A 22,045-nucleotide genomic window follows, 5' to 3' on the forward strand; every position below is an offset into this window, starting at 1 on the left:
ACGATCGTTTGAAAAGGCATTATGAAAGCGTAGTTGCTTTAGCTTGTATTATGCTATGGCTGCCTTTATGACAAGTAATTGTCAGGACGCCCTAGCGCTGAGCGGTTGCGCATCTGTAAATATGGCAAACCCTGAAGAATCTGCTCAAGCACAAGAATTCCGTGCGCCGGCAGAAGGCATGTCCGGTCTCTATGTGTATCGAGACAGCACTTTGGGTGGCGCGCTGAAAAAAGATATTTGGGTTGATGGCAATTGCTTGGGCGAGTCCGCTCCTCATGTGTTCTTTTTCACCCAAATTCCCAGCGGAGAGCATGAGATATCCACAGAGTCGGAATTTTCTCCCAACAAATTATTATTAACCACCGAAGCGGGCCAGAATTATTTTATCCGCCAATATATTAAATTGGGCGCATTCGTTGGCGGTGCAAATTTGGAACAAGTTTCTGAGCAACAAGGCAAAGAAGCCGTAGCAAAACTCAAAATGGCCACCAACGGCAATTGCAGCAAATAAAGTTTTTCAAATAAAACCCATCTGTTTTCACAGATGGGTTTTATAATTTCAAAATCCATATTCCCAAATCAAGGCCGTCTGAAAGGAAAATCATGCCTCCGAAACTCATTATCTTCGACTGGGACGGCACGCTCGCCGACACCACCGCACCGATTATCGCCACCATGCAGGCCGCTTTTGAAGAGCACGGATTGGATTCGCCTGCCGCCGATGAAATCCGCCCGTTTATCGGCTACAGCCTGGCGCGCATTGTCGAATCGCTCGCGCCGAATTTGGGCGAAGAAACGCGTGAAAAAATCATGCGCACTTATGCCGGCCACTATCTGAATCCCAATAATCACAATATGCGCCTGTTCGACAGCGCCCTTCCCTGCCTCGAAACGCTCAAGCAGCAAGGCTATTGGCTCGCTGTGGCCACCGGTAAAGGCCGCAGCGGGCTGGACGGCGCCATTGCGCAAACCGGCACCGCCGATTATTGGCTCGCCACCCGCTGCGCCAGCGAATGCCCATCGAAGCCCGCGCCCGATATGGTGCTGGAATTGTGTGACGCGGTGGGCTTGAGGCCGTCTGAAGCTTTGGTGGTGGGCGACACCACGTTTGACCTCGAAATGGCCGCCAATGCCCGTGCGCGCGCCGTGGCGGTGGCCACCGGTGCACACAGCGCCGCCCAATTGCAAAGCGCACCCTGCTTGGCTGTGTTAAACAATCTGAATGAATTGCCCGCTTTTTTGCGCACGCTTTAAACGCGCACCTTTCCTTTTCAGACGGCCATAAAGCGCCTACAATAAGCCGCTTATCATTTTCGGAAACCACCATGCGATACCGTATCCGCCGCGAAGGCGATTCCCTGCCGAGCGCCACCGACACCGCCGGCAACGAAGCCTGGGCGCAACACACTTTGCGCGATGTGCTGCTCGAAGCCCATAAGGAGCAGCGCCGTGCCCGCCTTTGGCGCAATATCTGGCGCGGCGTGGGCGTGTTGCTTTTCTTATCGGTGTTGGTAAACATGCGCAGCTGCGGCACGCCCACCGAAATCGCCGGCATGGGCAATCGCCACACCGCCGTTATCAACCTGAGCGGCACCATCGGCGACCCCTACACCGACCAAGTGGCGATGTTGCGCGAAGGTTTGGGCAACGCTTATGCCAACAGCAATGTGCGCGGCATCATCATCCGCGCCAACAGCCCCGGCGGCTCGCCGGTGGTATCCAACATCGCCTTTAACGAAATACGCCGTCTGAAAGCCGAGCACCAAGACATTCCGCTTTATGTGGTGGCCGAAGACATGTGCGCTTCAGGCTGCTATTACATTGCTGCAGCGGCCGATAAAATCTATGCCGACCCCTCCAGCATCGTCGGCAGCATCGGCGTGATTGGCGGCGGCTTCGATTTCACCGGCCTGATGGACAAAGTCGGCATCAAGCGCCGTCTGAAAACCGCCGGCAGCAACAAGGGCATGGGCGACCCATTCACTCCCGAAACGCCCGAGCAGCAAGCTATTTGGGAAAAAATGCTCGCCGACATCCACCAAGAATTCATCAAAGCCGTGAAGCTGGGCCGCGGTGAGCGCATCAGCGAGCAGAAAACGCCCGATATTTTCAGCGGCCGCATCTACACCGGCAACGAAGCCAAACAAGTGGGCTTGATTGATGATTACGGCAACGTCTACAGCGTGGCGCGCGATGTGATCAAAGCGCCCGAATTGGTGGACTACACCCCTGAAGACCGCCTCAGCAGCCTGCTTGGCCGCCGTTTGCGCGCCGAAGTGGAAGCCAAAGTGCAGGAAACGCTCGACAAACCTTGGTAAACGCAGCGCATCAAACGCAGGCCGTCTGAAACCTTTTCTTTTCAGACGGCCTGCGTTTCTTTTCATCTGCCGGCAACGCCGTTAGGTTATTTTTGGGGTTTGGTATAAAATCCCCCTTATTTTTTCAGACGGCCTCATCCTATGTATGCCCTGCTCCGCCCGCTGCTGTTCAAGCTCGATGCCGAACAAGCCCACCATTTCACCCTCGACGGCCTCGCGCGCGCCTACCGGCTCGGCCTGCTGCAAAAAGTGGCACACCACACCTGCCCCGCCGCCCTGATGGGCTTGAGCCTGCCCAACCCCGTCGGCCTGGCCGCCGGGCTCGATAAAAACGGCCAATACATCGACGCCTTGGCTGCGCTGGGCTTCGGGTTTATCGAAATCGGCACCGTCACCCCCAAAGCGCAAGCGGGCAACCCCAAGCCGCGCCTCTTTCGCGTGCCCGAGCACCAAGCCGTGATCAACCGCATGGGCTTCAACAATCAGGGCATCGACGCCATGATTCAGAATATCGAAAAAAGCCGCTTCAACGGCATTTTGGGCATCAACATCGGCAAAAACGCCACCACGCCCATCGAAAACGCCGCCGACGATTATTTAATTTGCCTGGAAAAAGCCTATACCCACGCCGGCTACATCACCGTGAATATTTCCTCGCCCAACACCCAAAACCTGCGCACGCTGCAAGGCGGCGATGAATTGAACGCACTCTTGAGCGCCCTGAAAAACAAACAGGCGCATCTGGCCGCCGCCCACGGCCGCTATGTGCCGCTGGCGGTGAAAATCGCCCCGGATCTCAACGAGCAGCAAGTGGCCGACATTGCCCACGCCGCCATACAAACCGAAATCGACGGCATCATCGCCACCAACACCACCATCGACAAATCCGCCCTCGGCCATCACCCGCTCGCCGGCGAGCAAGGCGGCCTGAGCGGCGCGCCCGTGCGCGAAGCCAGCAACCGCGTGCTCAAGCAGCTGCTCGCCGAGCTTGAAGGCAGGCTGCCCGTGATCGGCGTGGGCGGCATACTCAGCGGTGCAGATGCCGCCGCCAAGCTGCACATGGGCGCCGCCGCCGTGCAGGTTTACAGCGGCCTCATCTATCGCGGACCCGCGCTGGTGAAAGAATGCCTGCGCGCCTGCGCCGATGCCTAAACGCTATTGAAAAGGCCGTCTGAAACAAAAATTTCAGACGGCCTTTTGATATGGCAACGTTTTTCAAATCCATCATTCAAACAAACGCCCTTGCGCCAGCAAGTTGCGCACCGGCGCGAAATCGCATCGGTGCTCGGCCAACACGCCGAATTGCTGCAAAGCGGCCAGATGCGCGGCGGTGCCGTAGCCTTTGTGCTTATCGAAGCCGTATTGCGGATAGCGCTCGGCCAGCGCATACATTTCTGCATCACGCGCGGTTTTCGCCAGCACCGAAGCAGCGGAAATTTCAATGATTTTGCTGTCGCCCTTCACCACCGCTTCCGCCGCCACGCCCAAATCTCTCGGCACTCGGTTGCCGTCTATCCACACTTTGTGCGGCCGTACCGCCAAGCCCTGCACGGCGCGGCGCATGGCCAGCATGGTGGCGTGCAGAATATTCAATTCGGCAATTTCATCCACACCGGCCGAGGCCACGCACCAAGCCAGCGCCTGCGCCTTCACCGCCGCCGCCAGCGCATCGCGCTTTTTTTCGCTGAGCTTTTTCGAATCAGTGAGGCCGGGCAAATCGTATTGCGCCGGTAAAATCACCGCAGCGGCAAACACGCTGCCCACCAAAGGGCCGCGCCCGGCTTCATCTACACCGGCGTTGAGAAAAATGCTCATGGCGGGTTTCCTTTTTTGATTGCAGAGCGGTAAAAGTTTGAGATAAAAGTTTGATCAATGAATCGCCGGTTTCAAGCAGCAGGCCATCTGAAACGTTGGGCTTGGCAACCCAACCTACCTGTTATAGTGCGTAGTTTTGTGTCACTTTTTCTTGCATTCCACTATAGCTGCCGTAGGTGCGATTAGCTTTGTCAAAACAAAGCGTAATCGTACGCATGGCACACAAACGCCGCCTGAACCCTCTTTTTCAGACGGCATCGTTTTATTTTCCGCATTCAAGGCAAGCCAACGCAGCCGGGTTATTTTTTAGAATTGTTATGAAAGCTTTCAGACGGCCTGAACCACACCGGCCTCAGCCAACACAGCTTGCGCGGCCAGCGCGGCGGTGTCTTTTTTCAGCAAAAGGTGCAGATTGTGGAAATCCTGCTTCAAATCAGTGGTGTCTTGCGGCGATTCATACCATTCGGCCACAGCGGCGGCGAGCTTTTTCGGGGTGGCGCGGCCTTGCAGCAGCTCGGGCACGGCGCCTTTTTCGAGCAATATATTCGGCAGCCCCACATGTGGCACTTTGATTTTGCGCCTCACATAAGCATAAGTGAGCGGTGAAATTTTATAGCTGATCACCATCGGCCGCTTGCACAACGCCACTTCCAGCGTGGCGGTGCCACTGGTTACGAGCACCACATCGGCGGCGGTGCAGGCCAAATCGGCATGCGCGCTCATTAATTGCAACGGCAGGCCGCGGAATTCATCGCGCGATAATATTTCTAGCAAACGTATGCGCGTGGCGGAAGTGGCCACGGGCAGCAAAAATCGGGCGCTCGGGTAGCGTTGCAGCAACAATTTGGCGGTGCGAAAAAAAAGCGGCGCCATATAATCGATTTCGCTCACGCGGCTGCCGGGCATCAGGGTGAACACGGTTTCCCACAAATCGATTTTCATCTTCAGCCGCGCGGCTTTCTGATCGGCATCCAACGGCAGCGTTTGCGCCATCGGGTGGCCGACAAATTCGGCCTGCCCGCCCGCTTCGCGGTAAAGCGTCGCTTCCATCGGAAACAGGCACAACACTTTATTCACCTGATGCACAATGGTGTTGACCCGCTCGCGCCGCCACGCCCACACCGAAGGGCTCACATAATGCAGGGTGGCAATGCCGGCTTTTTTCAGCTTTTCGGCCACGCCCAAATTAAAATCGGGTGCATCAATGCCCACAAACACATCGGGGCGGATGCGCTTCAATTCGCGCACCAAGCCGCGGCGGATGCGCAGAATTTCGGGCAACCGCTTCACCACTTCGGCAAAGCCGCGCACGGCCAATTTTTCCTGCTCATAAAGGCTCTCTATGCCCTCTGCCAGCATGCGCGGCCCACCGATGCCGATAAAGCGGGCATTCGGGCAGCGTTGTTTGATGGCGGCCATCAGGTGGGCGCCGAGCAAATCGCCCGAAGCCTCGCCGGCACACAGCGCGATAAGGGGGCCTTGCCCGGCCGTGGTGTGGGGAGCAGTCATTTTTTTTACTTAGATGGGTTGAGCGTTTTATCCAGCCGCTCATTGTACCCAAATTCTGCGCGGCCTGCTGCCTTATGCATATTCAGACGGCCTGTGCCAATGCGCCGGCACAGGCCGTCTGAAAACCATATTTCCCAAATAGCTCAATAGCTTGCCGCACACAGCCGATGCGGTTACACTAAAAGCTGCTACACCCGATAACAAACAGAAAGCGAGCGGAGAAATGAAAAAATTAGCCATGTATATCAACGGCGCGTTTGAAACCGGCTTCACCGGCCAATGGCGCGATGTGCTCAACCCCGCCACGGAAGAAGCGATTGCACAAGAGCCCAAGGGCAGCGGCGCAGATGTGGATCGCGCCGTGGCCGCCGCTCGCGCCGCCCAACCCGCGTGGGAGCGCCTGCCTGCGGTGGAACGCGGCGCTTATCTGCGCAAAATCGCCGCCGGCATCCGCGCACGCGCCGATGCGCTCACCGACACCATTGTGGCCGAAGGCGGCAAAACCAAAGATTTGGCGCGGGTGGAAGTGATGTTTACCGCCGATTACCTCGATTATCAGGCCGAATGGGCGCGCCGCTACGAGGGTGAAATCATCCAGAGCGACCGGCCGCGCGAAAACATTTTTCTGTTTAAGCGCCCGCTGGGCGTGATTGCCGGCATTTTGCCGTGGAATTTTCCCTTTTTCCTGATTGCCCGCAAAATGGGGCCGGCGCTTTTGGCCGGCAACACCATCGTGATCAAGCCCAGCAGCATCACCCCGATAAACTGCCATATTTTCGCCGAAATCGTGCATGAAAGCGGCCTGCCCGCCGGCGTGTTCAACGTGGTTAACGGCGCGGGTGCCGAAATCGGCCAAGCGCTGGCCGCCCACCCGCAAGTGGATATGGTGAGCCTCACCGGCTCGGTGGCGGCCGGCCGTCAAGTGATGGAAGCGGCGGCGGCCAACATCACCAAAGTGTCGCTCGAATTGGGCGGCAAAGCACCGGCGATTGTGCTCAAAGATGCCGATATTGATTTGGCGGTGAAAGCCATTCTCGCCTCGCGCGTGGGCAACAGCGGCCAAATCTGCAACTGCGCCGAGCGTGTGTATGTGCACAGCAGCATCCACGCGGCCTTTGTTGAAAAAATCACCGCCGCCATGCAGGCCGTGCGCTACGGCAACCCGGCCGAAGCGGCCGAAGGCGCGCTGGAAATGGGGCCGCTGATTGAAGCGCGCGCCGTTGAGGCCGTGGCCGAGAAAGTGCAGCGCGCCGTGGCGCAAGGTGCCAACTTAGTGTGCGGCGGCAATCGTGCGCCGGGCAAAGGCTATTTCTTCGAGCCCACCGTGCTCACCAATGTCGACAACAGCATGGACATCATGCAGGAAGAAACCTTCGGCCCCGTGCTGCCCATCGCCATATTTGACACGCTCGACCAAGTGATTGCGCTGGCCAACGACAGCGCCTTCGGCCTCACCAGCTCGGTCTACACCACCAACCTCAACGAAGCTTTTTACGTCATCCGCCGCCTGCAATTCGGCGAAACCTATCTCAATCGCGAAAACTTCGAAGCCATGCAGGGCTTTCACGCCGGCTGGAAACAATCGGGCATCGGCGGTGCCGACGGCAAACACGGCCTGGAAGAATATCTGCAAACCCAAGTGGTGTATCTGGAAACCGATATTTAATCAGCCAAGGCCGTCTGAAAGCCTGCCGAATGATTCATACCAATTCAAAAAAGTAAGCTAACAAGGCGGCGAGCCGCAGACAGTACAGATAGTACGGCAAGGCGAGACAACGAAGTTAGGTTATTTTTTGGATTGGTATCAGACGGCCTGAGCGCTTCAACGCTTATATAGCGAATGAATGTCCAAACACTTTTCCAAAAGCAAAGGAAACCCACCATGAGCCGCTTCAAAACCCTCTTTTACCCGCTGGCGGCCGCTTGGGCGCTGGCCGCCTGCGCCGCACCAAGCGCGCCCACCGCCCCCGTTGCGCCCGATATGCACAACGCCCGGATTTCGCTCGATTGGGCCGGCACTTACCAAGGCACGCTGCCCTGCGCCTCGTGCAGCGGCATCCGCACCGAGCTCATCCTGCGCGACAACGGCAGCTATGATTTGCGCGAAACCTATCTGGGCAACCCGCAAACCGCATTCGAAGGGCGCGGCACCTTCAGCTGGAACCCGGCCGGCGACACCGTCACCCTCTATCGCGACGGGCGCAGCTATTTTGTGGGTGAAAACCACCTGATTGCCTTGGATGCCGATGGCCGCCGCGTAGAAGGCGCATTGGCCGAAGCCTATATCTTGCAGAAAACACATTAAGGAGCCGCACAATGAGTAAAAACATTCTGATGCTGGCCGGCGATTTTGCCGAAGACTATGAAACCATGGTGCCGTTTCAATTTTTAAGCGCCTTAGGCTACACCGTGCACGCCGTTTGCCCCGACAAACAGGCCGGCGACTATATCGCCACCGCCGTGCACGATTTCGAAGGCGAGCAAACCTATAGCGAAAAAAGAGGCCACAACTTCACCCTCAATTACGATTTTAACAAGGTCAACCCCGATGATTACATCGGCCTCGTGATTCCCGGCGGCCGCGCGCCCGAATACCTGCGCCTCAACGAGCGCGTGATTGCCATCGTGCGCGATTTCGATTCCGATGAAAAACCCATCGCCGCCGTGTGCCACGGTGCGCAACTGCTGGCCGCCGCCGGCGTGTTGCGCGGCAAAACCTGCTCCGCTTATCCGGCTTGCGCGCCCGACGTGCGCGCCGCCGGCGGCGAATATGCCGACATCGGCATCACCGAAGCCGTTACCGACGGCCACTTGATTACCGCGCCCGCCTGGCCGGCACACCCGGCTTGGCTGGCGCAATTCGCGGCCGCCTTGGGCGCAAAAATAAGCATTTGATGTAAAGGCCGTCTGAAAAAAGGTTTCAGACGGCCTTTGTTTGCCATACGTACGATTACGCTTTGTTTTCACAAAGCTAATCGTACCTACGTCCACCGTATAGTGGAATGCATAAAAAAGTGACACAGCGGGTAGGTTGGGTTGAAAACCCAACAAATCCACAAGCCGTCTGAAACGTTGGGTTTATCAACCCAACCTACGCTGTTTCAGAATGCAGTTCGTGTCACTTTTTCTTGCATTTCACTATAGGCGCACACGCCGCGCTTTTGCGGCGTAATCATGCGCATAAGTTCCACGGGTCTGTACAAAGTAAAAGGCCGTCTGAAACCTTTCAGACGGCCTGTATCACCACATCCCATCAACGGATAATCCCGCGCGAGGAAAGTGCGAAGAAATCTTTAAACACCGCCAATTCCGGTGCGGTATCGCTCATGGCCAGCACTTGTTCTTTGGCTTCATCCAGGCTCAGGCCGCTGCGGTAGATGATTTTATACACTTCTTTCACTTTGGCGATTTGCTCGGGCGCAAAGCCGTTGCGGCGCATGCCTTCGCTGTTGAGGCCGGCAGGCTCGGCGCGGTAGCCCGATGCCATGAAATAAGGCGGCACGTCTTTATGCACGCCGGCGGCAAAGGCAGTCATGGCGTAATCGCCGATATTGCAAAATTGAAACACCAGCGTGTAGCCGCCCAACACCACATAATCGCCGATGTTGACATGGCCGGCCAAGGAAGCGTTGTTGGCAAAAATGGTGTGGCTGCCCACCACGCAGTCGTGCGCCAGATGCACATAAGCCATAATCCAGTTGTCATCGCCGATGCGGGTTTCGCCCAAGCCGGTAACGGTGCCGGTGTTGAAGGTGGTGAATTCGCGGATGGTGTTGCCGTTGCCGATAATCAGGCGGGTGGGCTCGTTGCGGTATTTTTTGTCTTGCGGCTGTGCACCGAGCGAAGCGAATTGGAAAATTTTATTGTTTTCGCCGATGGTGGTGTGGCCATCTATCACGGTGTGTGGGCCGATTTCGCTGCCGGCACCGATTTGCACATTCGGGCCGATAATGGTGTAGGGGCCGACTTTAACACTGCTGTCGAGCTCGGCTTTGGCATCGATCACGGCGGTGGAATGAATAAGGCTCATGGGCGCTCCTTTATAAGGCTGCATAACAAAGATTCGAGGCCGTCTGAAAGCGCAGCGGCAGGCTGCGCTTTCAGACGGCCTGGCGCATTACAATTCAACGGCACGTTTGGCACACATGATTTCGGCTTCCACCGCCACTTGCCCGTCCACAGTGGCCACGGCTTTGAATTTGCCGATGCCGCGTTTGTTGGCCAATAATTCAACCTCAAACACCAATTGGTCGCCCGGAATCACCTGGCGCTTGAAACGGGCATTGTCGATGCCGGCAAAGAAATAGATTTCTTCGGGGTTGCGCCCGCCCTCGCTCAAAATTGCCAAAGTGCCGCAGGCTTGCGCCAGCGCTTCAATAATCAACACGCCGGGCATCACCGGAAAATCAGGAAAGTGGCCTTGGAAATGCGGCTCGTTCATGCTCACATTTTTAATGGCGGTGAGGCGTTTCATGCTTTCAAACGCAGTGATGCGGTCGAGCAGCAAAAACGGATAGCGGTGGGGAATCAGCTTTTGGATGTCTTTGGCTTCGATGGGTAATGTGATGTTCATGGGTTTAGTCCTTGTTAGATTGCAGCGTGTCGAGCTGCTGCTCCAGTTGTTTGATTTTTTTGGCCATCTCGCTCAGGTGGCGCACATGCACGGCATTGCGCGCCCATTCTTTGTGGGTTTGCAGCGGATAGCAGGTGGCGTAATGGCCGGGCTCTTTAATCGAATGGGTCACGGCGGTGCCGCCGCCTATGGTGGTTTTATCGGCAATTTCGATGTGGCCGACAAACATGGCCGCGCCGCCGATAATGCAATAAGAGCCGATTTTGGTGCTGCCCGAAATGCCGGCGCAAGCGGCAATCACGGTGTGTTCGCCGATGTGGCAGTTGTGGCCGATTTGCACCTGATTGTCGATTTTGGTGCCCTTGCCCACCACAGTATCGGCCATGGCGCCGCGATCTATCATGCTGTTGGCGCCGATTTCCACATCATCACCCAGCCTTACGCCGCCGGTTTGCGGAATTTTAAACCATGAATCGCCGGCAAAAGCCAAGCCGAAGCCGTCGGCACCGATGACGCTGCCGCCGTGGATTTCCACCCGGTCGCCCAAGGTGCAGCCGTGATAGATCACGCTGTTGGGGTGCAGCACCACTTCATCGCCCAGCACACAATCGTGCTCCACCACCGCGCCGGCAAGAATGCGGCAGCCCTCGCCGAGCACGGTGTGGCCGCCGATATACACATGCGCGCCGATTTCGCAGCCGGCCGGCACGCGCGCGGTGGCTTCAATCACGGCAGTGGGGTGCACACCGGCCACGGCTTGTTGCCGCGGCGAAAACAAGCGCGCTACTTTGGCGAAATAAAGATAAGGGTCGTCGGCCACAATCAGGTTGCGACCGAGAAATTCGGCTGCCAGCTTGGGGCTGACAATCACCGCACCGGCGCTGCTTTCGGCCACTTCGGCTTTATATTTGGGGTTGGCTAAAAAGCTGATGTGGTCGGCCGTGGCATCGGCCAGCGGCTGCACGGCGGCTACGGAAATGTCTTCGCCCTGCCATTGGCCGCCCAGCGCGGCGGTGATTTGCGATAAGGTATGGGTTTGTCGGTTCATAGGGTTGAGGCCGTCTGAATCATCAAACTGAGATGATAGATGATGGAAAGTGGCGCTTGTTATTGCGCATTGAGGGCTTTAATCACGCTGTCGGTAATGTCGAAGCGGCTGTTGACATAAATAGCATCTTGGATAATCAGGTCGTAGCCTTCTTTTTTGGCCAAATCCACAATCACGCGGTTGGCGCTTTGCTGCAAAGCGGCAAATTCTTCGTTGCGGCGCAGATTATACTCTTCGGCAAGCTTGGCCTGCTGCAGGCGGTATTGGCGCTCTATTTCGGCCAGCCGCTGCACCGCTGCATCTTGCTCGGCACCCTGCAATTTGCCCGACACCACTTGCCGGTTGGTATTCTCGGCATCGCTCAGCAGCTTTTGCAGCGCTTTTTGGCGGCCGCTGAATTCTTTTTCCAGCGATTTCTGTATGCCTTGCGCCTGCCGCGACTCCATATACACGCGCTCGGTGTTGATAAAGCCGAGCTTTTGCAGGTTGTCGGCGGCAAACGCGGAGCCGAGCAGGCCGCAGCCCAATAAAGCGGCGGCGCTCAAGCGGATAAAACGGGAAGGTTTACTCATATAGTTTGCTCTCTTATGCCTGCCCTCTTGCAGCAGGCTTAAAACGTGGTGCCCAGCTGGAACTGGAAGCGCTGGATCTCATCGCCTTTTTTCTTGTTGATGGGGTAAGCATAGCTGAATTTCATCGGCCCCAAGGGCGAGAGCCAAGTCACGGCCATGCCGGCAGAATAACGCAACTCTTCTTTGAAAGAGGATTTATGGTTGCCGCCATAAATGCTCACGCCGTTATCGCTGTCTGCGCTGGTATAGGTTTTACCGTCCCACACGCTGCCGGCATCGGCAAACGCGCTCAGGCGCACGGTGCGGGCATCTTTCACGCCCGGCATCGGAAACAGCAATTCGGCCGACACATTGGCTTTTTTATTGCCGCCATAGCTGATCACGTCGCCATCATCGTCATACACTTTGGGGCCGAGCGTGCCGTTTTCGTAGCCGCGCACCGAGCCCAAACCGCCGCCGTAGAAGTTTTCGAAAAACGGCAGCTCGTTGGTTTTGCCATAGCTGTTGGCATAGCCCACTTCGCCGCCCAGCATCAGGGTGAAATCTTTACTCAACGGGAAAAACCACGTTTGGTTGTGGGTGAGGCTGTAGTATTGCAGCTTGCTGCCGGGCAGACCGATTTCGCTGTTTACCCCGGTGATGTAGCCGCGGGTAGGCCACATGGCGCTGTCGGTTTTGTTGCGGCCCCAGCCGATGCTGCCTTTGTAAATCCAGCCTTTGAATTTGCCGCTGCAATCGTTGGTGTTGCCGTCCGAAGCGCACGAAGGATCATTAAAACTGCCGTGTTCTTCAATAAAGTCGCGATAGCGCTTGGGCGCACCATTATAAATATTCACCGCCATATGTTCGGCACCCAGGCCGAAATTCACGCGGTCGTATTCCGTTACCGGCACGCCCATGCGCAGGCCGCCGCCCAATGTGGTGGTTTTGTATTGCTGCGTGCTGGAAGTGGCTTTGCGCGGATCATACACGCGGCCGTAAATATCGTAGCCCAAGCTCACGCCATCGGGCGTGAAATAGGGGTCGGTAAACGATAAAGAAGCATTTTGGCTGGTTTTGCTGCGCGACACGCGGGCCGCCAGCGATTTGCCGGTGCCGAACAAATTGTCTTGCGCCACCGCCACCGCCATCACCAAGCCGGTGTCTTGCACCCAGCCGGCGCTCAAATCAAGCGAGCCGGTGGAGCGCTCTTGCAGCGTCATGTCCAAATCCACCTGGTCGGGCGTGCCGGCCACCGGCTTGGCATCAAATTGCACATTGTCGAAATAGCCCAAGAGCTCCACGCGCTCTTTCGAGCGCTGCAATTTGCCTGTGTCATACGGCGCCGATTCCATCTGGCGCAATTCGCGGCGGATCACTTCATCGCTGGTTTTGTTGTTGCCGCTGATGTGGATTTCGTTCACATAAACTTTGCGGCCCGGATCCACATGCAGCACAAAATCCACCACGCGGGTTTGCGGGTTGGGCACAGGCTGCACATTCACTTCACTAAAGGCATAGCCGGCGCTGCCCATGGCCGTCTGAATGGCTTGCAGGCTGTTGACCATGCGTTCGCGCTCATACCAGCGGCCTTCTTTCATGGTGAGCAGCTTTTCCAGATTCTGCTTCGGCACTTCGCGGGTATCGCCCTCGATGCTCACTTTGCCCCAGCGGTAGCGCTCGCCCTCATGCACCTTTACGGTGATGGTTTGCTTGGTTTTTTCGTCGTTGGTTTGAATATCGGTGTCGAGAATGCGGAAATCGAAATAGCCGTTGTTTTGATAAAACTCACTCACCCGCGCCATGTCTTGCGAGAATTTCTGCTCGTTAAACTGATTGCTTTTGGTAAGCCAAGTCCACATGCCGCCTTCGCTGAGCGACATTTGGTTGCGCAATTTGCGGTCGGAATAATGCTCGTTGCCTTCAAATTGGATGTCGGTGATTTTGGTGCTGGCGCCTTCGTCGATTTTGATGTCGATGGCCACGCGGTTGCGCGCCAACCGGGTCACTTCAGGCGTTATCTGCACCGATTGCTTGCCGCGGCTAATGTATTCCTGCTTCAGGCCGGCCACGGCCTGGTTGAGCGTGGCTTGGTTAAACGATTGCGATTGCCCCAAGCCGAAAGAATTGAAGTTTTGCAGAATCACGCTGCTTTGCAGCATTTTCGCGCCGGTGATGTTGATGCTGCTGATGGTGGGGCGCTCCACCACGGTGAGCAGCACTTGGTCGCCCAAGGTTTCCACCCGCACATCGTCGAAAAAGCCGGTGGCATAAAGATTTTTGATGATTTCTTCGCCGCGTGCATCGGTGAAGGTGTCGCCCACTTTTACCGGCAGGTAGCTGAACACGGTGCTCGGCTCGGTGCGTTGCAGGCCTTCTACGCGGATATCCTGAATGGTAAAGTCGGCCAACGCCAGCGGCGAGAGGCTCAGCATCATCAAAGTTGCGGTGAGTTGTTTCAGTTTCATAAAGTCTTTATCCAAACAATCGGGTTATATCGTTAAAGAAGGCCACCAGCATCAACATCAGCATGGCCGCAACGCCTAAGCGCAGGCCGATGGCCTGTATGCGCTCGCTCAAAGGCTTTCCGCGTATCCACTCGGCGGTATAATACACCAAGTGACCGCCATCCAGCACGGGGATGGGCAATAAATTCAGCACGCCTAAACTGACACTGATTAGCGCTAAAAATTCCAGATAACTCTGTAAACCCATGGCGGCAGAGCGGCCGGCCACGTCGGCAATGGTAATCGGGCCCGAAATATGGCTCATCGATGCCTGCCCGGTAATCAGCCTGCCGAAAAATTTCACCGTCAGCGCCGAATAATTCACCATTTTATCCCAGCCCATGGCAAAAGCCTGCGGCACGCTCGGGGTGTAACGATGGCTGATTTGCTCGCTCCAAGCGGTGTCGCGCTCGGCGGCAATGCCCACCTTGCCAATCAGGTTGCCATCGCGCAATTCTTCCGAATCGGGGCGCAAATCGGTGTAGCCGGTTTGGCCGTTGCGCTCATAAGCAATGGCCAGCTTCTGCCCCGGGCTTTGGCGGAAAAGCGCCGCCCATTCTGCCCACGAATCAATCGACCGGCCATCGGCGCTTAAAAGTTTGTCGCCTTTCTCAAGGCCGGCGCGCGCCGCCGGACTGCCTTCCACCACCAGGCCGACTTGATTGAGCAACTTAAACGGCCACAAGCCGATATTGCCGTTTTGCTTGGCCACATTATCGGCCGCCGGCGTGCCCGCCACATCAATCACGCGCACGGCGTTTTGCCCGCCCTCGGTTTGCACGGCCACATCCACTTTGCCTGCATCGAGATTGAGCACCATCTCGGTTTGCGCCTCGCCCCAATCGGCCACCGGCACACGATTGACCGCCACGATTTTATCACCCGGTTCGAAACCGGCGCGCGCGGCAATGCTGGACGGCTCTACTGTGCCCACAAACGGGCGGACTTCGGTCACACCAAACGAAAAGCTCAGGCCGTAGAGCAACACCGCCAGCGCCAGATTGGTGAGCGGGCCGGCGGCCACAATGGCGATGCGCTTGGCCGGATGCTGTTTGTCGAACGCATAGGGTAAATCGGCCTCAGCCACGTTGCCCTCGCGGGTATCGACCATTTTCACATAGCCGCCCAGCGGAATCGGCGCAAGACACCATTCCGTGTCGCCGCGCTTTTTCTTATAAAAAGGCTTGCCGAAGCCGACGGAAAAACGCACCACTTTCACACCAAACAAGCGCGCCACGATATAGTGGCCGAATTCGTGCAGGCTCACCAAAATCAAAATGGCAACGATAAACGCTAAAATTGTCAAAACCACTCCTAGCCGCGCAAAGCGGCGATATATTGTTGCGCATGGCTGCGCGTTTGCGCATCTTGCGCCAGCAGGCCGCCGATATCGTGCAGGCCGTCTGAAACGTTTTTATCCAGGCTCTCGGCCACCACGCGCCCAATGTCGGTAAAGCGGATGCGGCCGGCCAAAAAGGCGGCCACGGCTTCTTCGTTGGCGGCATTGAGCACGCAAGCTGCGCCGCCGCCGGCCTGCATGGCATCGTAAGCGAGCTTCAGGCAGGGAAAGCGGCTGAAATCGGGCTCGCAGAAAGTGAGGCCGCTCAAGCTGCTAAAATCCAGCGCGCCCACGCCCGATTCGATGCGCTCGGGCAACCCCAGGCAATAAGCAATCGGTGTGCGCATATCGGGCTTGCCCATTTGCGCCAGCACCGAGCCGTCGCGGTAGCGCACCATGCTGTGTATCACGCTTTGCGGGTGAATCACCACCTCTAATTTTTCCGGCGGGCAATTAAACAGCCAATGCGCTTCAATCAGCTCCAGGCCTTTGTTCATCATGGTGGCCGAATCCACGGAAATTTTCTGCCCCATGGTCCAATTGGGATGCTTCACCGCCTGCGCGGGGGTGATGCCGGCAAATTCGGCCAAATCGGTGCTGAGAAACGGGCCGCCCGAAGCCGTGAGGACAATCGATTCGATGCCGTGCGCGTTCAGACGGCCTTGATAATCATGGGGCAGCACCTGATAAATGGCATTGTGTTCGCTGTCTACCGGCAGCACTTTGGCGCCGCCGGCTGCAGCAGCCTGCATAAACAATGCACCGGCCACCACCAAGGTTTCTTTGTTGGCCAGATAAATGGTTTTACCGGCCTTGGCCGCCGCCAGCGCCGAGGGCAGCCCGGCCGCGCCGACAATCGCCGCCATCACGCCGCTCACTTCCGCTGCCGATGCCACATCAATCAGCGCTTGCTCGCCGTGCAACACTTCGGTGCGGCAGGCGCTTGCTGCCAACATTTTGGCCAATGCTTCGGCGTGGCCCTCATCGGCCACCACCGCATATTGCGGCTGAAATTGCACGCATTGCGCCGCCAGCTTGGCCACCTGCGTGTGGCCGGCCAGCGCAAAAATGCGGAATTTTTCCGGATGGCGCGCCACCACATCGAGCGTGCTCACGCCTATGCTGCCGGTGCTGCCCAAAATGGTTAAAACTTGTTGACTCATATGCTGCGTCTTCACACAGGCCGTCTGAAACATGCAGCGCCCTTTCAGACGGCCTGAAAATAGAGATTAATTTTGTATCATAACCGATAGGGTTTCAGACGGCCTTGTTTTATATCATTAACGCCGCTTGAAGCCCGCCTAGCCAAACAGCACGCGGATGGCCGCATACACGCTCAATACCGCAATCAGGCTGTCGGTGCGGTCAAACACGCCGCCGTGGCCGGGCAAAAGATTGCTGCTGTCTTTGATGCCGGCGGCACGCTTGAGCCAGCTTTCCAGCAAATCGCCGCACACGCTCACCACGGTCAACACCAAGCCGATCAAGATCGCACCATACCAGCTCACATCAAACGAGAGCCAGCCGGCGCGCCACACCAGCGCCATATAGAGCATCACACACACCGCGCCGCCCACCGCGCCTTCCCAGCTTTTGCCGGGGCTGATGGCGGGCGCGAGCTTGTGTTTGCCGAATGCCCTGCCGCTGAAATAGGCAAAAATATCGGCAATCCACACCAAGCCCATAATCGCCAGCAACGAAGTGGCTTCTTCCGCGCTCGGCCGCAATCCAACCAAGGCAAACCAAAACGGCACCATCAGCAGCCAGCCGATGCTGTAGCCTTTCCAATCGGGTGAGAGCGGCCATTTTTTCACCAACCACAAAGGCATGCCCACCAGCCAAAACACCAACACCGCCAGCCAGGCAATGGGCGGCAGCTGCCAGCCGCCGGCATAGGCCACCACGCCGAAAAGCGCGGTAAAGGCCAGATAACGGTGGTTTTGCGCGCTTGTGAAGCCGCACATACGGCCGTATTCCCACAGCGCCAACAAGGCAATCAGGCCGGCAAACAGCGCCCACAAGGCGTCGGATGCGTAAAAAAGCATACCCAGCATCAGCGGCAGCAAGATTAAAGCAGTGATGATTCTTTGTTTCAACATAGGTCAGCCCCGCTGCTGCTCGGGCGGCAGCTGCTCAGAGGTGCGCCCGAAACGGCGCTCGCGGGTTTGGAAAGAACCGATGGCCGCATCGATGGCGGCATCGTCAAAGTCAGGCCACAGCGTGTCGGTGAAATAAAGCTCGGCATAGGCAAGCTGCCACAATAAGAAATTGCTGATGCGTTTTTCGCCGCCGGTGCGGATAAACAAATCCGGCTCGGGTGCATCGCCCAGCATCAGATGGCGCATCATGCCCTCTTCGGTGATGGCCTCGCCCTCGGCTGCCAGCTTATTGGCCGCCTGCAACATATCCCAGCGGCCGCCGTAATCGGCGGCAATGGAAAGCGTGAAGCCGCTGTTGCCCTCGGTGAGTGCTTCGGCCGCTTCGATGCCGCGGCGGATTTCGGCGCTGAAGCGGCTGCGGTCGCCAATCACGCGCAAGCGCATATTGTTGTCGTGCAAGGCCGCCACCTGCTTTTGCAGCGCCTGCAGAAAAAGCCCCATCAAAAACGACACTTCTTCTTCCGGCCGGCGCCAGTTTTCAGTGGAAAAGGCAAACACGGTAAGGTATTGCACGCCTAAGCCGGCGCAGCGTTTCACCATATTTTCGAGCGCATTGAGCCCTTTTTTATGCCCCATCACGCGGGGCATAAAGCGCTTTTTTGCCCAGCGCCCGTTGCCGTCCATAATCACAGCAATATGGCGCGGAATGTTGGTGTGGGCCAATATGGTTTGCGTGCTGCTTTTCATACGCATGGCTCCTGCGGCTTAAATCGCCATCAGGTCTTCTTCTTTATTGGCCAAAAGCTTGTCGGCTTCGGCCACGTATTTATCGGTGAGCTTTTGAATCTGCTCTTCGCCGCGGCGTGCATCGTCTTCTGAAATTTCTTTGTCTTTCAGCAGGCGTTTGAAATCATTGTTGGCATCGCGGCGCACATTGCGGATGGCCACGCGGCCTTCTTCGGCTTCGGCGCGCACCACTTTGATCAAGTCGCGGCGGCGCTCTTCGGTGAGCATGGGCATGGGCACGCGGATCAAATCGCCCATAGAAGAGGGATTGAGGCCGAGATTGGAATCGCGGATGGCTTTTTCAATTGCGCCGGCCATATTGCTCTCAAACGGCTTCACGCCGATGGTGCGCGCATCAATCAGGGTAACGTTGGCCACTTGGCTCACCGGCACGGGGCTGCCGTAATATTCCACGTCAACCTGATCGAGCAGGCCGGTGTGGGCGCGGCCGGTGCGCACTTTGGCAAGGTTTTCTTTCAACACTTCCAGCGAGCGCTGCATTTTGCTGTCGGCAGATTTTTGAATATCGTTAATCATAGGGCGGTTTCTTCCAGACTAATCGTTTATCGGTAAATAGGTTTGGGATCTGCTCGCATTTTATCTGCGGGTGAGATTTTGAACATTATATAGAGGCAAAATATCAACAGATCCACAGGCCGTCTGAAACGTTTCAGACGGCCTGAAGCTCAGTAAAGCCGCATAGTACCGTGGATGCGGGCGGCTGACAATGAATTTCACACAGGCGAAAGATGCAGCTGCCGCACGGCATCAGGCTTAATAATGCACCAGCGTGCCTTCGTCTTCGCCCACCACCACACGCTTGAGCGCGCCTTCTTTGGCGATGCCGAACACCACGATATTGAGCTTTTGCTCGCGACAAAGGGCAAACGCGGTGGCATCCATCACTTTCAGGTTTTTACTCAGGGCTTCATCAAAGGTGATGGTTTGATAGCGGGTGGCGGAGGGGTCTTTTTTCGGGTCGGCGGTGTACACACCGTCGACATTGGTGGCTTTGAGCATAATGTCGCAATTCATTTCCGCACCGCGCAGCGAGGCGGCGGTGTCGGTGGTGAAGAAGGGGTTGCCCGTGCCGGCGGCGAAAATCACCACTTTGCCCTCTTCCAGATATTGAATCGCTTTCGGACGCGCATAAGTTTCGGCGATTTGCTGCATGCTCAGCGCCGATTGCACGCGCGCTTTGATGCCCAGCGATTCAAAGGCGTCTTTCAATGCCAACGCATTCATCACAGTGGCCATCATGCCCATATAATCGGCGGTGGCTCTGTCCATGCCTTGCGCCTGTGTGGCCACGCCGCGGAAAATATTGCCGCCGCCGATCACCACGCCCACCTGCACGCCCATGTCCACCACTTCTTTCACCTGGCCGACAATCTGCATAATGGTGTCGCGGTTAATGCCGAAGGCATCTTTGCCCATCAGCGCTTCGCCGGAAAGTTTCAATAAAACGCGTTTGTATTTGGTTTGCTGTGTCATGGAATACCTTTGCTTTCGTTGCGGTTGGCTGATGCAGGCCGTCTGAAGCTTTCAGACGGCCTATCGTAAAATCATTAAATGTGCCGTGTGTTGACGATGGGATAAAACGGCAAATGCGGGTTATTGTACGCCGCCTTTGGGTTAAAGATTGCTAATCTTGCCGAACGGCCGCCGCATATAGCAGATGGCCGGCTTGAGCCCGCCATTCATCCCTTTACCCTCAAAAAAAAGCACCCCGATTCAAAACTGAATCTGAGTGCTTTTTTTCACGGGGTATTACACCTTGGCGGCAGCGGCCACTTCGGCTGCATAATCCACCACGGCTTTTTCGATGCCGTCGCCCACTTTATAGCGCACAAAATGCACCACTTCGGCATTATTCTCTTTCAGGAATTGCGCCACGGTTTGGTCGGGATTGATCACAAATGCTTGGCCGTTGAGGGTGATTTCAGCCAGATATTTGTTGATGCGGCCATCTACCATTTTGGCCACGATTTCGGCAGGTTTGCCCGAAGCGTTGGCCTGCTCGGTGTAGATGTGGCGCTCTTTTTCAATCAGCTCTTGGTCAACCTGGTCGGCAGACACGCATTGCGGCTTGGCGGCCACGATGTGCATGCCCACTTTGCGGGCCACGTCTTCCGCGCCTTTGAATTCAACCAACACGCCTTCGCCGGCGGCAGCGCCGTGGATGTAGGCGGTCAAGTTGTTGGCGGTTTCGATGCGCTCGAAACGGCGCACGCTGATGTTTTCGCCCAATTTGGCAATCACGGCTTTGCGCACGGCTTCAACGGTTTCGCCATCGGCGGTTTTCACTTCGCCCAAAGCGGCCACATCGGCAGGGTTGCCGGCCACCACGGCTTGCGCTGCGGCTTGGGCAAAGGCCAGAAAGCTTTCGTCTTTGGCCACAAAGTCGGTTTCGCAGTTTACTTCAACCAATGCGCCCACATTGCCTTCGATGGCATAAGCCAGCACGCCTTCGGCGGCGGTGCGGCCGGCCAATTTGCCGGCTTTGGCGCCGGATTTGATGCGCAGGATTTCTTCGGCTTTTTCCATGTTGCCATCGGCTTCAACCAGGGCTTTTTTGCATTCCATCATGCCCAGGCCGGTGGCGGCGCGCAGGTCGCCCACCATTTTTGCGGTAATTGCAGACATTTTCACTCCTAAGATATTGTCGGCATGCGGCGGTGCGCCGCATGAAAAATAGGGAAACAGGCCGTCTGAAAAGGTTTCAACACAGCCTGAAAAAAGGGGCTGCTGCCCCTTGATTGCCTTATTCGGCAGTTTGTTCAGCAGCTTGGGCAGCTTGAACGGTTTCTTGCAGCGATTGGTTTTTGCCTTCCAACACCGCATCGGCGATGCCGCGGCAGTAGAGACGGATGGCTTTGGCTGAATCGTCGTTGCCCGGAATCACGTATTTCACGCCGTCGGGGCTGTTGTTGGTGTCCACCACGGCAATCACGGGGATGCCCAGTTTTTCGGCTTCAACCAAAGTGCCTTTTTGGTAACCGGTGTCGATTACGAAAATCGCGTCCGGCAGGCCTTTCATTTCTTTAATACCGCCCAGCGAGCGCTCCAGTTTTTCCACATCGCGCTGCATGTCGAGGATTTCTTTTTTGTTGAAGCCGCTCTCGTCAGCGTTTTCCAGAATGGCAGATTTCTCTTCCAAGCGCTTGATGGATTGCTTAACGGTTTTGTAGTTGGTGAGCATACCGCCCAACCAGCGGTGATCAACAAAAGGCATGCCGGCGCGGCTGGCTTCTTCGCGGATGATTTCGCGGGCTTGGCGTTTGGTGCCCACAAACAATACGGTGCCTTTATTGGCAACCAAGCGGCGAACCACGTCTTGCGCTTCTTGAAACAGCGGCAGGGTTTTTTCCAGGTTGACGATATGGATTTTGTTGCGCGCGCCGAAAATGTATTGCTCCATTTTCGGGTTCCAGTAGCGGGTTTGATGGCCGAAGTGTACGCCGGCTTCCAGCATTTGACGCATGGTAACTTGTGACATT

At 56.5% G+C, this 22,045-nt stretch carries 22 protein-coding genes; 7 read left to right on the plus strand and 15 right to left on the minus strand.

Going from position 1 to position 22,045, the window contains the following annotated elements; translation table 11 throughout:
* The first annotated feature begins 121 nt into the window (after positions 1–121).
* From EV680_RS04460 to EV680_RS04475, 4 genes are all read left to right on the plus strand, one after another.
* Positions 122–511, plus strand: a complete 390-nt coding sequence (locus EV680_RS04460) for a DUF2846 domain-containing protein (protein WP_243650334.1) — start codon at positions 122–124, stop codon at positions 509–511.
* 92 nt (positions 512–603) lie between these two features.
* Positions 604–1,254, plus strand: a complete 651-nt coding sequence (locus EV680_RS04465) for an HAD-IA family hydrolase (protein ID WP_132953542.1) — start codon at positions 604–606, stop codon at positions 1,252–1,254.
* Positions 1,255–1,325: 71 nt separating this feature from the next.
* The gene (locus tag EV680_RS04470; protein ID WP_132953543.1) at positions 1,326–2,318 is read left to right on the plus strand and encodes a S49 family peptidase; all 993 of its coding nucleotides are present in this window, start codon (positions 1,326–1,328) and stop codon (positions 2,316–2,318) included.
* A 141-nt stretch (positions 2,319–2,459) separates the two neighbouring features.
* The gene (locus EV680_RS04475; protein WP_132953544.1) at positions 2,460–3,470 is read left to right on the plus strand and encodes a quinone-dependent dihydroorotate dehydrogenase; all 1,011 of its coding nucleotides are present in this window, start codon (positions 2,460–2,462) and stop codon (positions 3,468–3,470) included.
* Between the two features lie 72 nt (positions 3,471–3,542).
* Here EV680_RS04475 and rnhB read toward each other — a convergent pair whose 3' ends face one another.
* Both rnhB and lpxB read right to left on the minus strand, forming a co-directional pair.
* Positions 3,543–4,133, minus strand: a complete 591-nt coding sequence (gene rnhB, locus EV680_RS04480) for a ribonuclease HII (protein ID WP_132953545.1) — start codon at positions 4,131–4,133, stop codon at positions 3,543–3,545.
* A gap of 327 nt (positions 4,134–4,460) precedes the next feature.
* Positions 4,461–5,642, minus strand: a complete 1,182-nt coding sequence (lpxB, locus tag EV680_RS04485) for a lipid-A-disaccharide synthase (protein ID WP_132953546.1) — start codon at positions 5,640–5,642, stop codon at positions 4,461–4,463.
* A gap of 223 nt (positions 5,643–5,865) precedes the next feature.
* On the opposite strand from lpxB, the gene aldA reads away from it, so the two are divergent.
* The 3 genes from aldA to EV680_RS04500 all read left to right on the plus strand — a co-directional run bounded on the left by aldA (position 5,866) and on the right by EV680_RS04500 (position 8,537).
* The gene (gene aldA / locus EV680_RS04490) at positions 5,866–7,308 is read left to right on the plus strand and encodes an aldehyde dehydrogenase (protein WP_132953547.1); all 1,443 of its coding nucleotides are present in this window, start codon (positions 5,866–5,868) and stop codon (positions 7,306–7,308) included.
* Between the two features lie 216 nt (positions 7,309–7,524).
* Positions 7,525–7,947, plus strand: a complete 423-nt coding sequence (locus tag EV680_RS04495; protein ID WP_165870905.1) for a copper resistance protein NlpE — start codon at positions 7,525–7,527, stop codon at positions 7,945–7,947.
* Between the two features lie 11 nt (positions 7,948–7,958).
* Positions 7,959–8,537: a DJ-1/PfpI family protein gene (locus EV680_RS04500; RefSeq protein ID WP_132953549.1), complete on the plus strand. Its 579-nt coding sequence runs from the start codon at positions 7,959–7,961 to the stop codon at positions 8,535–8,537.
* 358 nt (positions 8,538–8,895) lie between these two features.
* Here EV680_RS04500 and lpxA read toward each other — a convergent pair whose 3' ends face one another.
* From lpxA to rpsB, 13 genes are all read right to left on the minus strand, one after another.
* The gene (gene lpxA / locus EV680_RS04505) at positions 8,896–9,672 is read right to left on the minus strand and encodes an acyl-ACP--UDP-N-acetylglucosamine O-acyltransferase (protein WP_132953550.1); all 777 of its coding nucleotides are present in this window, start codon (positions 9,670–9,672) and stop codon (positions 8,896–8,898) included.
* 87 nt (positions 9,673–9,759) lie between these two features.
* Positions 9,760–10,215, minus strand: a complete 456-nt coding sequence (gene fabZ / locus EV680_RS04510) for a 3-hydroxyacyl-ACP dehydratase FabZ (protein ID WP_132953551.1) — start codon at positions 10,213–10,215, stop codon at positions 9,760–9,762.
* Between the two features lie 4 nt (positions 10,216–10,219).
* On the minus strand, positions 10,220–11,263 hold the full coding sequence (lpxD, locus tag EV680_RS04515) for a UDP-3-O-(3-hydroxymyristoyl)glucosamine N-acyltransferase (protein WP_132953552.1): 1,044 nt from the start codon (positions 11,261–11,263) through the stop codon (positions 10,220–10,222).
* A 59-nt stretch (positions 11,264–11,322) separates the two neighbouring features.
* Positions 11,323–11,835: an OmpH/Skp family outer membrane protein gene (locus tag EV680_RS04520; RefSeq protein WP_132953553.1), complete on the minus strand. Its 513-nt coding sequence runs from the start codon at positions 11,833–11,835 to the stop codon at positions 11,323–11,325.
* A gap of 38 nt (positions 11,836–11,873) precedes the next feature.
* Complete coding sequence (bamA, locus tag EV680_RS04525; protein ID WP_132953554.1) at positions 11,874–14,282, minus strand: outer membrane protein assembly factor BamA; 2,409 nt, start codon at positions 14,280–14,282, stop codon at positions 11,874–11,876.
* 7 nt (positions 14,283–14,289) lie between these two features.
* A complete protein-coding gene (gene rseP / locus EV680_RS04530; protein ID WP_424580110.1) occupies positions 14,290–15,627 on the minus strand; it encodes an RIP metalloprotease RseP in 1,338 nt (445 codons plus the stop codon).
* Between the two features lie 8 nt (positions 15,628–15,635).
* Positions 15,636–16,823: a 1-deoxy-D-xylulose-5-phosphate reductoisomerase gene (gene ispC, locus EV680_RS04535; RefSeq protein WP_132953556.1), complete on the minus strand. Its 1,188-nt coding sequence runs from the start codon at positions 16,821–16,823 to the stop codon at positions 15,636–15,638.
* 138 nt (positions 16,824–16,961) lie between these two features.
* Positions 16,962–17,759 (minus strand): phosphatidate cytidylyltransferase, encoded by a 798-nt coding sequence (locus EV680_RS04540; protein WP_132953557.1) that lies wholly within the window; start codon positions 17,757–17,759, stop codon positions 16,962–16,964.
* A gap of 3 nt (positions 17,760–17,762) precedes the next feature.
* Complete coding sequence (locus EV680_RS04545; protein WP_132953558.1) at positions 17,763–18,506, minus strand: isoprenyl transferase; 744 nt, start codon at positions 18,504–18,506, stop codon at positions 17,763–17,765.
* Between the two features lie 18 nt (positions 18,507–18,524).
* Complete coding sequence (frr, locus tag EV680_RS04550; protein ID WP_132953559.1) at positions 18,525–19,082, minus strand: ribosome recycling factor; 558 nt, start codon at positions 19,080–19,082, stop codon at positions 18,525–18,527.
* Positions 19,083–19,319: 237 nt separating this feature from the next.
* Positions 19,320–20,039, minus strand: coding sequence for a UMP kinase (pyrH, locus tag EV680_RS04555; RefSeq protein ID WP_132953560.1), 720 nt, complete (start codon positions 20,037–20,039; stop codon positions 19,320–19,322).
* Positions 20,040–20,315: 276 nt separating this feature from the next.
* Positions 20,316–21,191: a translation elongation factor Ts gene (tsf, locus tag EV680_RS04560; protein WP_132953561.1), complete on the minus strand. Its 876-nt coding sequence runs from the start codon at positions 21,189–21,191 to the stop codon at positions 20,316–20,318.
* Positions 21,192–21,309: 118 nt separating this feature from the next.
* Positions 21,310–22,044, minus strand: coding sequence for a 30S ribosomal protein S2 (gene rpsB / locus EV680_RS04565; RefSeq protein WP_132953562.1), 735 nt, complete (start codon positions 22,042–22,044; stop codon positions 21,310–21,312).
* Position 22,045 lies beyond the last annotated feature (1 nt).

Origin of the sequence: Uruburuella suis (assembly GCF_004341385.1) — a bacterium.
Lineage (GTDB): Bacteria > Pseudomonadota > Gammaproteobacteria > Burkholderiales > Neisseriaceae > Neisseria > Neisseria suis.

Excerpts from the sequence above, each read along its gene's own strand:
- EV680_RS04540 (WP_132953557.1), bottom strand. The coding sequence starts at position 17,759 with ATGTTGAAACAAAGAATCATCACTGCTTTAATCTTGCTGCCGCTGATG.
- EV680_RS04460 (WP_243650334.1), top strand. The coding sequence starts at position 122 with ATGGCAAACCCTGAAGAATCTGCTCAAGCACAAGAATTCCGTGCGCCG.
- fabZ (WP_132953551.1), bottom strand. The coding sequence starts at position 10,215 with ATGAACATCACATTACCCATCGAAGCCAAAGACATCCAAAAGCTGATT.
- rpsB (WP_132953562.1), bottom strand. The coding sequence starts at position 22,044 with ATGTCACAAGTTACCATGCGTCAAATGCTGGAAGCCGGCGTACACTTC.
- rnhB (WP_132953545.1), bottom strand. The coding sequence starts at position 4,133 with ATGAGCATTTTTCTCAACGCCGGTGTAGATGAAGCCGGGCGCGGCCCT.
- EV680_RS04470 (WP_132953543.1), top strand. The coding sequence starts at position 1,326 with ATGCGATACCGTATCCGCCGCGAAGGCGATTCCCTGCCGAGCGCCACC.
- EV680_RS04520 (WP_132953553.1), bottom strand. The coding sequence starts at position 11,835 with ATGAGTAAACCTTCCCGTTTTATCCGCTTGAGCGCCGCCGCTTTATTG.
- lpxA (WP_132953550.1), bottom strand. The coding sequence starts at position 9,672 with ATGAGCCTTATTCATTCCACCGCCGTGATCGATGCCAAAGCCGAGCTC.
- ispC (WP_132953556.1), bottom strand. The coding sequence starts at position 16,823 with ATGAGTCAACAAGTTTTAACCATTTTGGGCAGCACCGGCAGCATAGGC.
- pyrH (WP_132953560.1), bottom strand. The coding sequence starts at position 20,039 with ATGACACAGCAAACCAAATACAAACGCGTTTTATTGAAACTTTCCGGC.
- tsf (WP_132953561.1), bottom strand. The coding sequence starts at position 21,191 with ATGTCTGCAATTACCGCAAAAATGGTGGGCGACCTGCGCGCCGCCACC.
- EV680_RS04475 (WP_132953544.1), top strand. The coding sequence starts at position 2,460 with ATGTATGCCCTGCTCCGCCCGCTGCTGTTCAAGCTCGATGCCGAACAA.
- EV680_RS04495 (WP_165870905.1), top strand. The coding sequence starts at position 7,525 with ATGAGCCGCTTCAAAACCCTCTTTTACCCGCTGGCGGCCGCTTGGGCG.
- aldA (WP_132953547.1), top strand. The coding sequence starts at position 5,866 with ATGAAAAAATTAGCCATGTATATCAACGGCGCGTTTGAAACCGGCTTC.
- EV680_RS04500 (WP_132953549.1), top strand. The coding sequence starts at position 7,959 with ATGAGTAAAAACATTCTGATGCTGGCCGGCGATTTTGCCGAAGACTAT.
- lpxB (WP_132953546.1), bottom strand. The coding sequence starts at position 5,642 with ATGACTGCTCCCCACACCACGGCCGGGCAAGGCCCCCTTATCGCGCTG.
- lpxD (WP_132953552.1), bottom strand. The coding sequence starts at position 11,263 with ATGAACCGACAAACCCATACCTTATCGCAAATCACCGCCGCGCTGGGC.
- EV680_RS04465 (WP_132953542.1), top strand. The coding sequence starts at position 604 with ATGCCTCCGAAACTCATTATCTTCGACTGGGACGGCACGCTCGCCGAC.
- bamA (WP_132953554.1), bottom strand. The coding sequence starts at position 14,282 with ATGAAACTGAAACAACTCACCGCAACTTTGATGATGCTGAGCCTCTCG.
- frr (WP_132953559.1), bottom strand. The coding sequence starts at position 19,082 with ATGATTAACGATATTCAAAAATCTGCCGACAGCAAAATGCAGCGCTCG.
- EV680_RS04545 (WP_132953558.1), bottom strand. The coding sequence starts at position 18,506 with ATGAAAAGCAGCACGCAAACCATATTGGCCCACACCAACATTCCGCGC.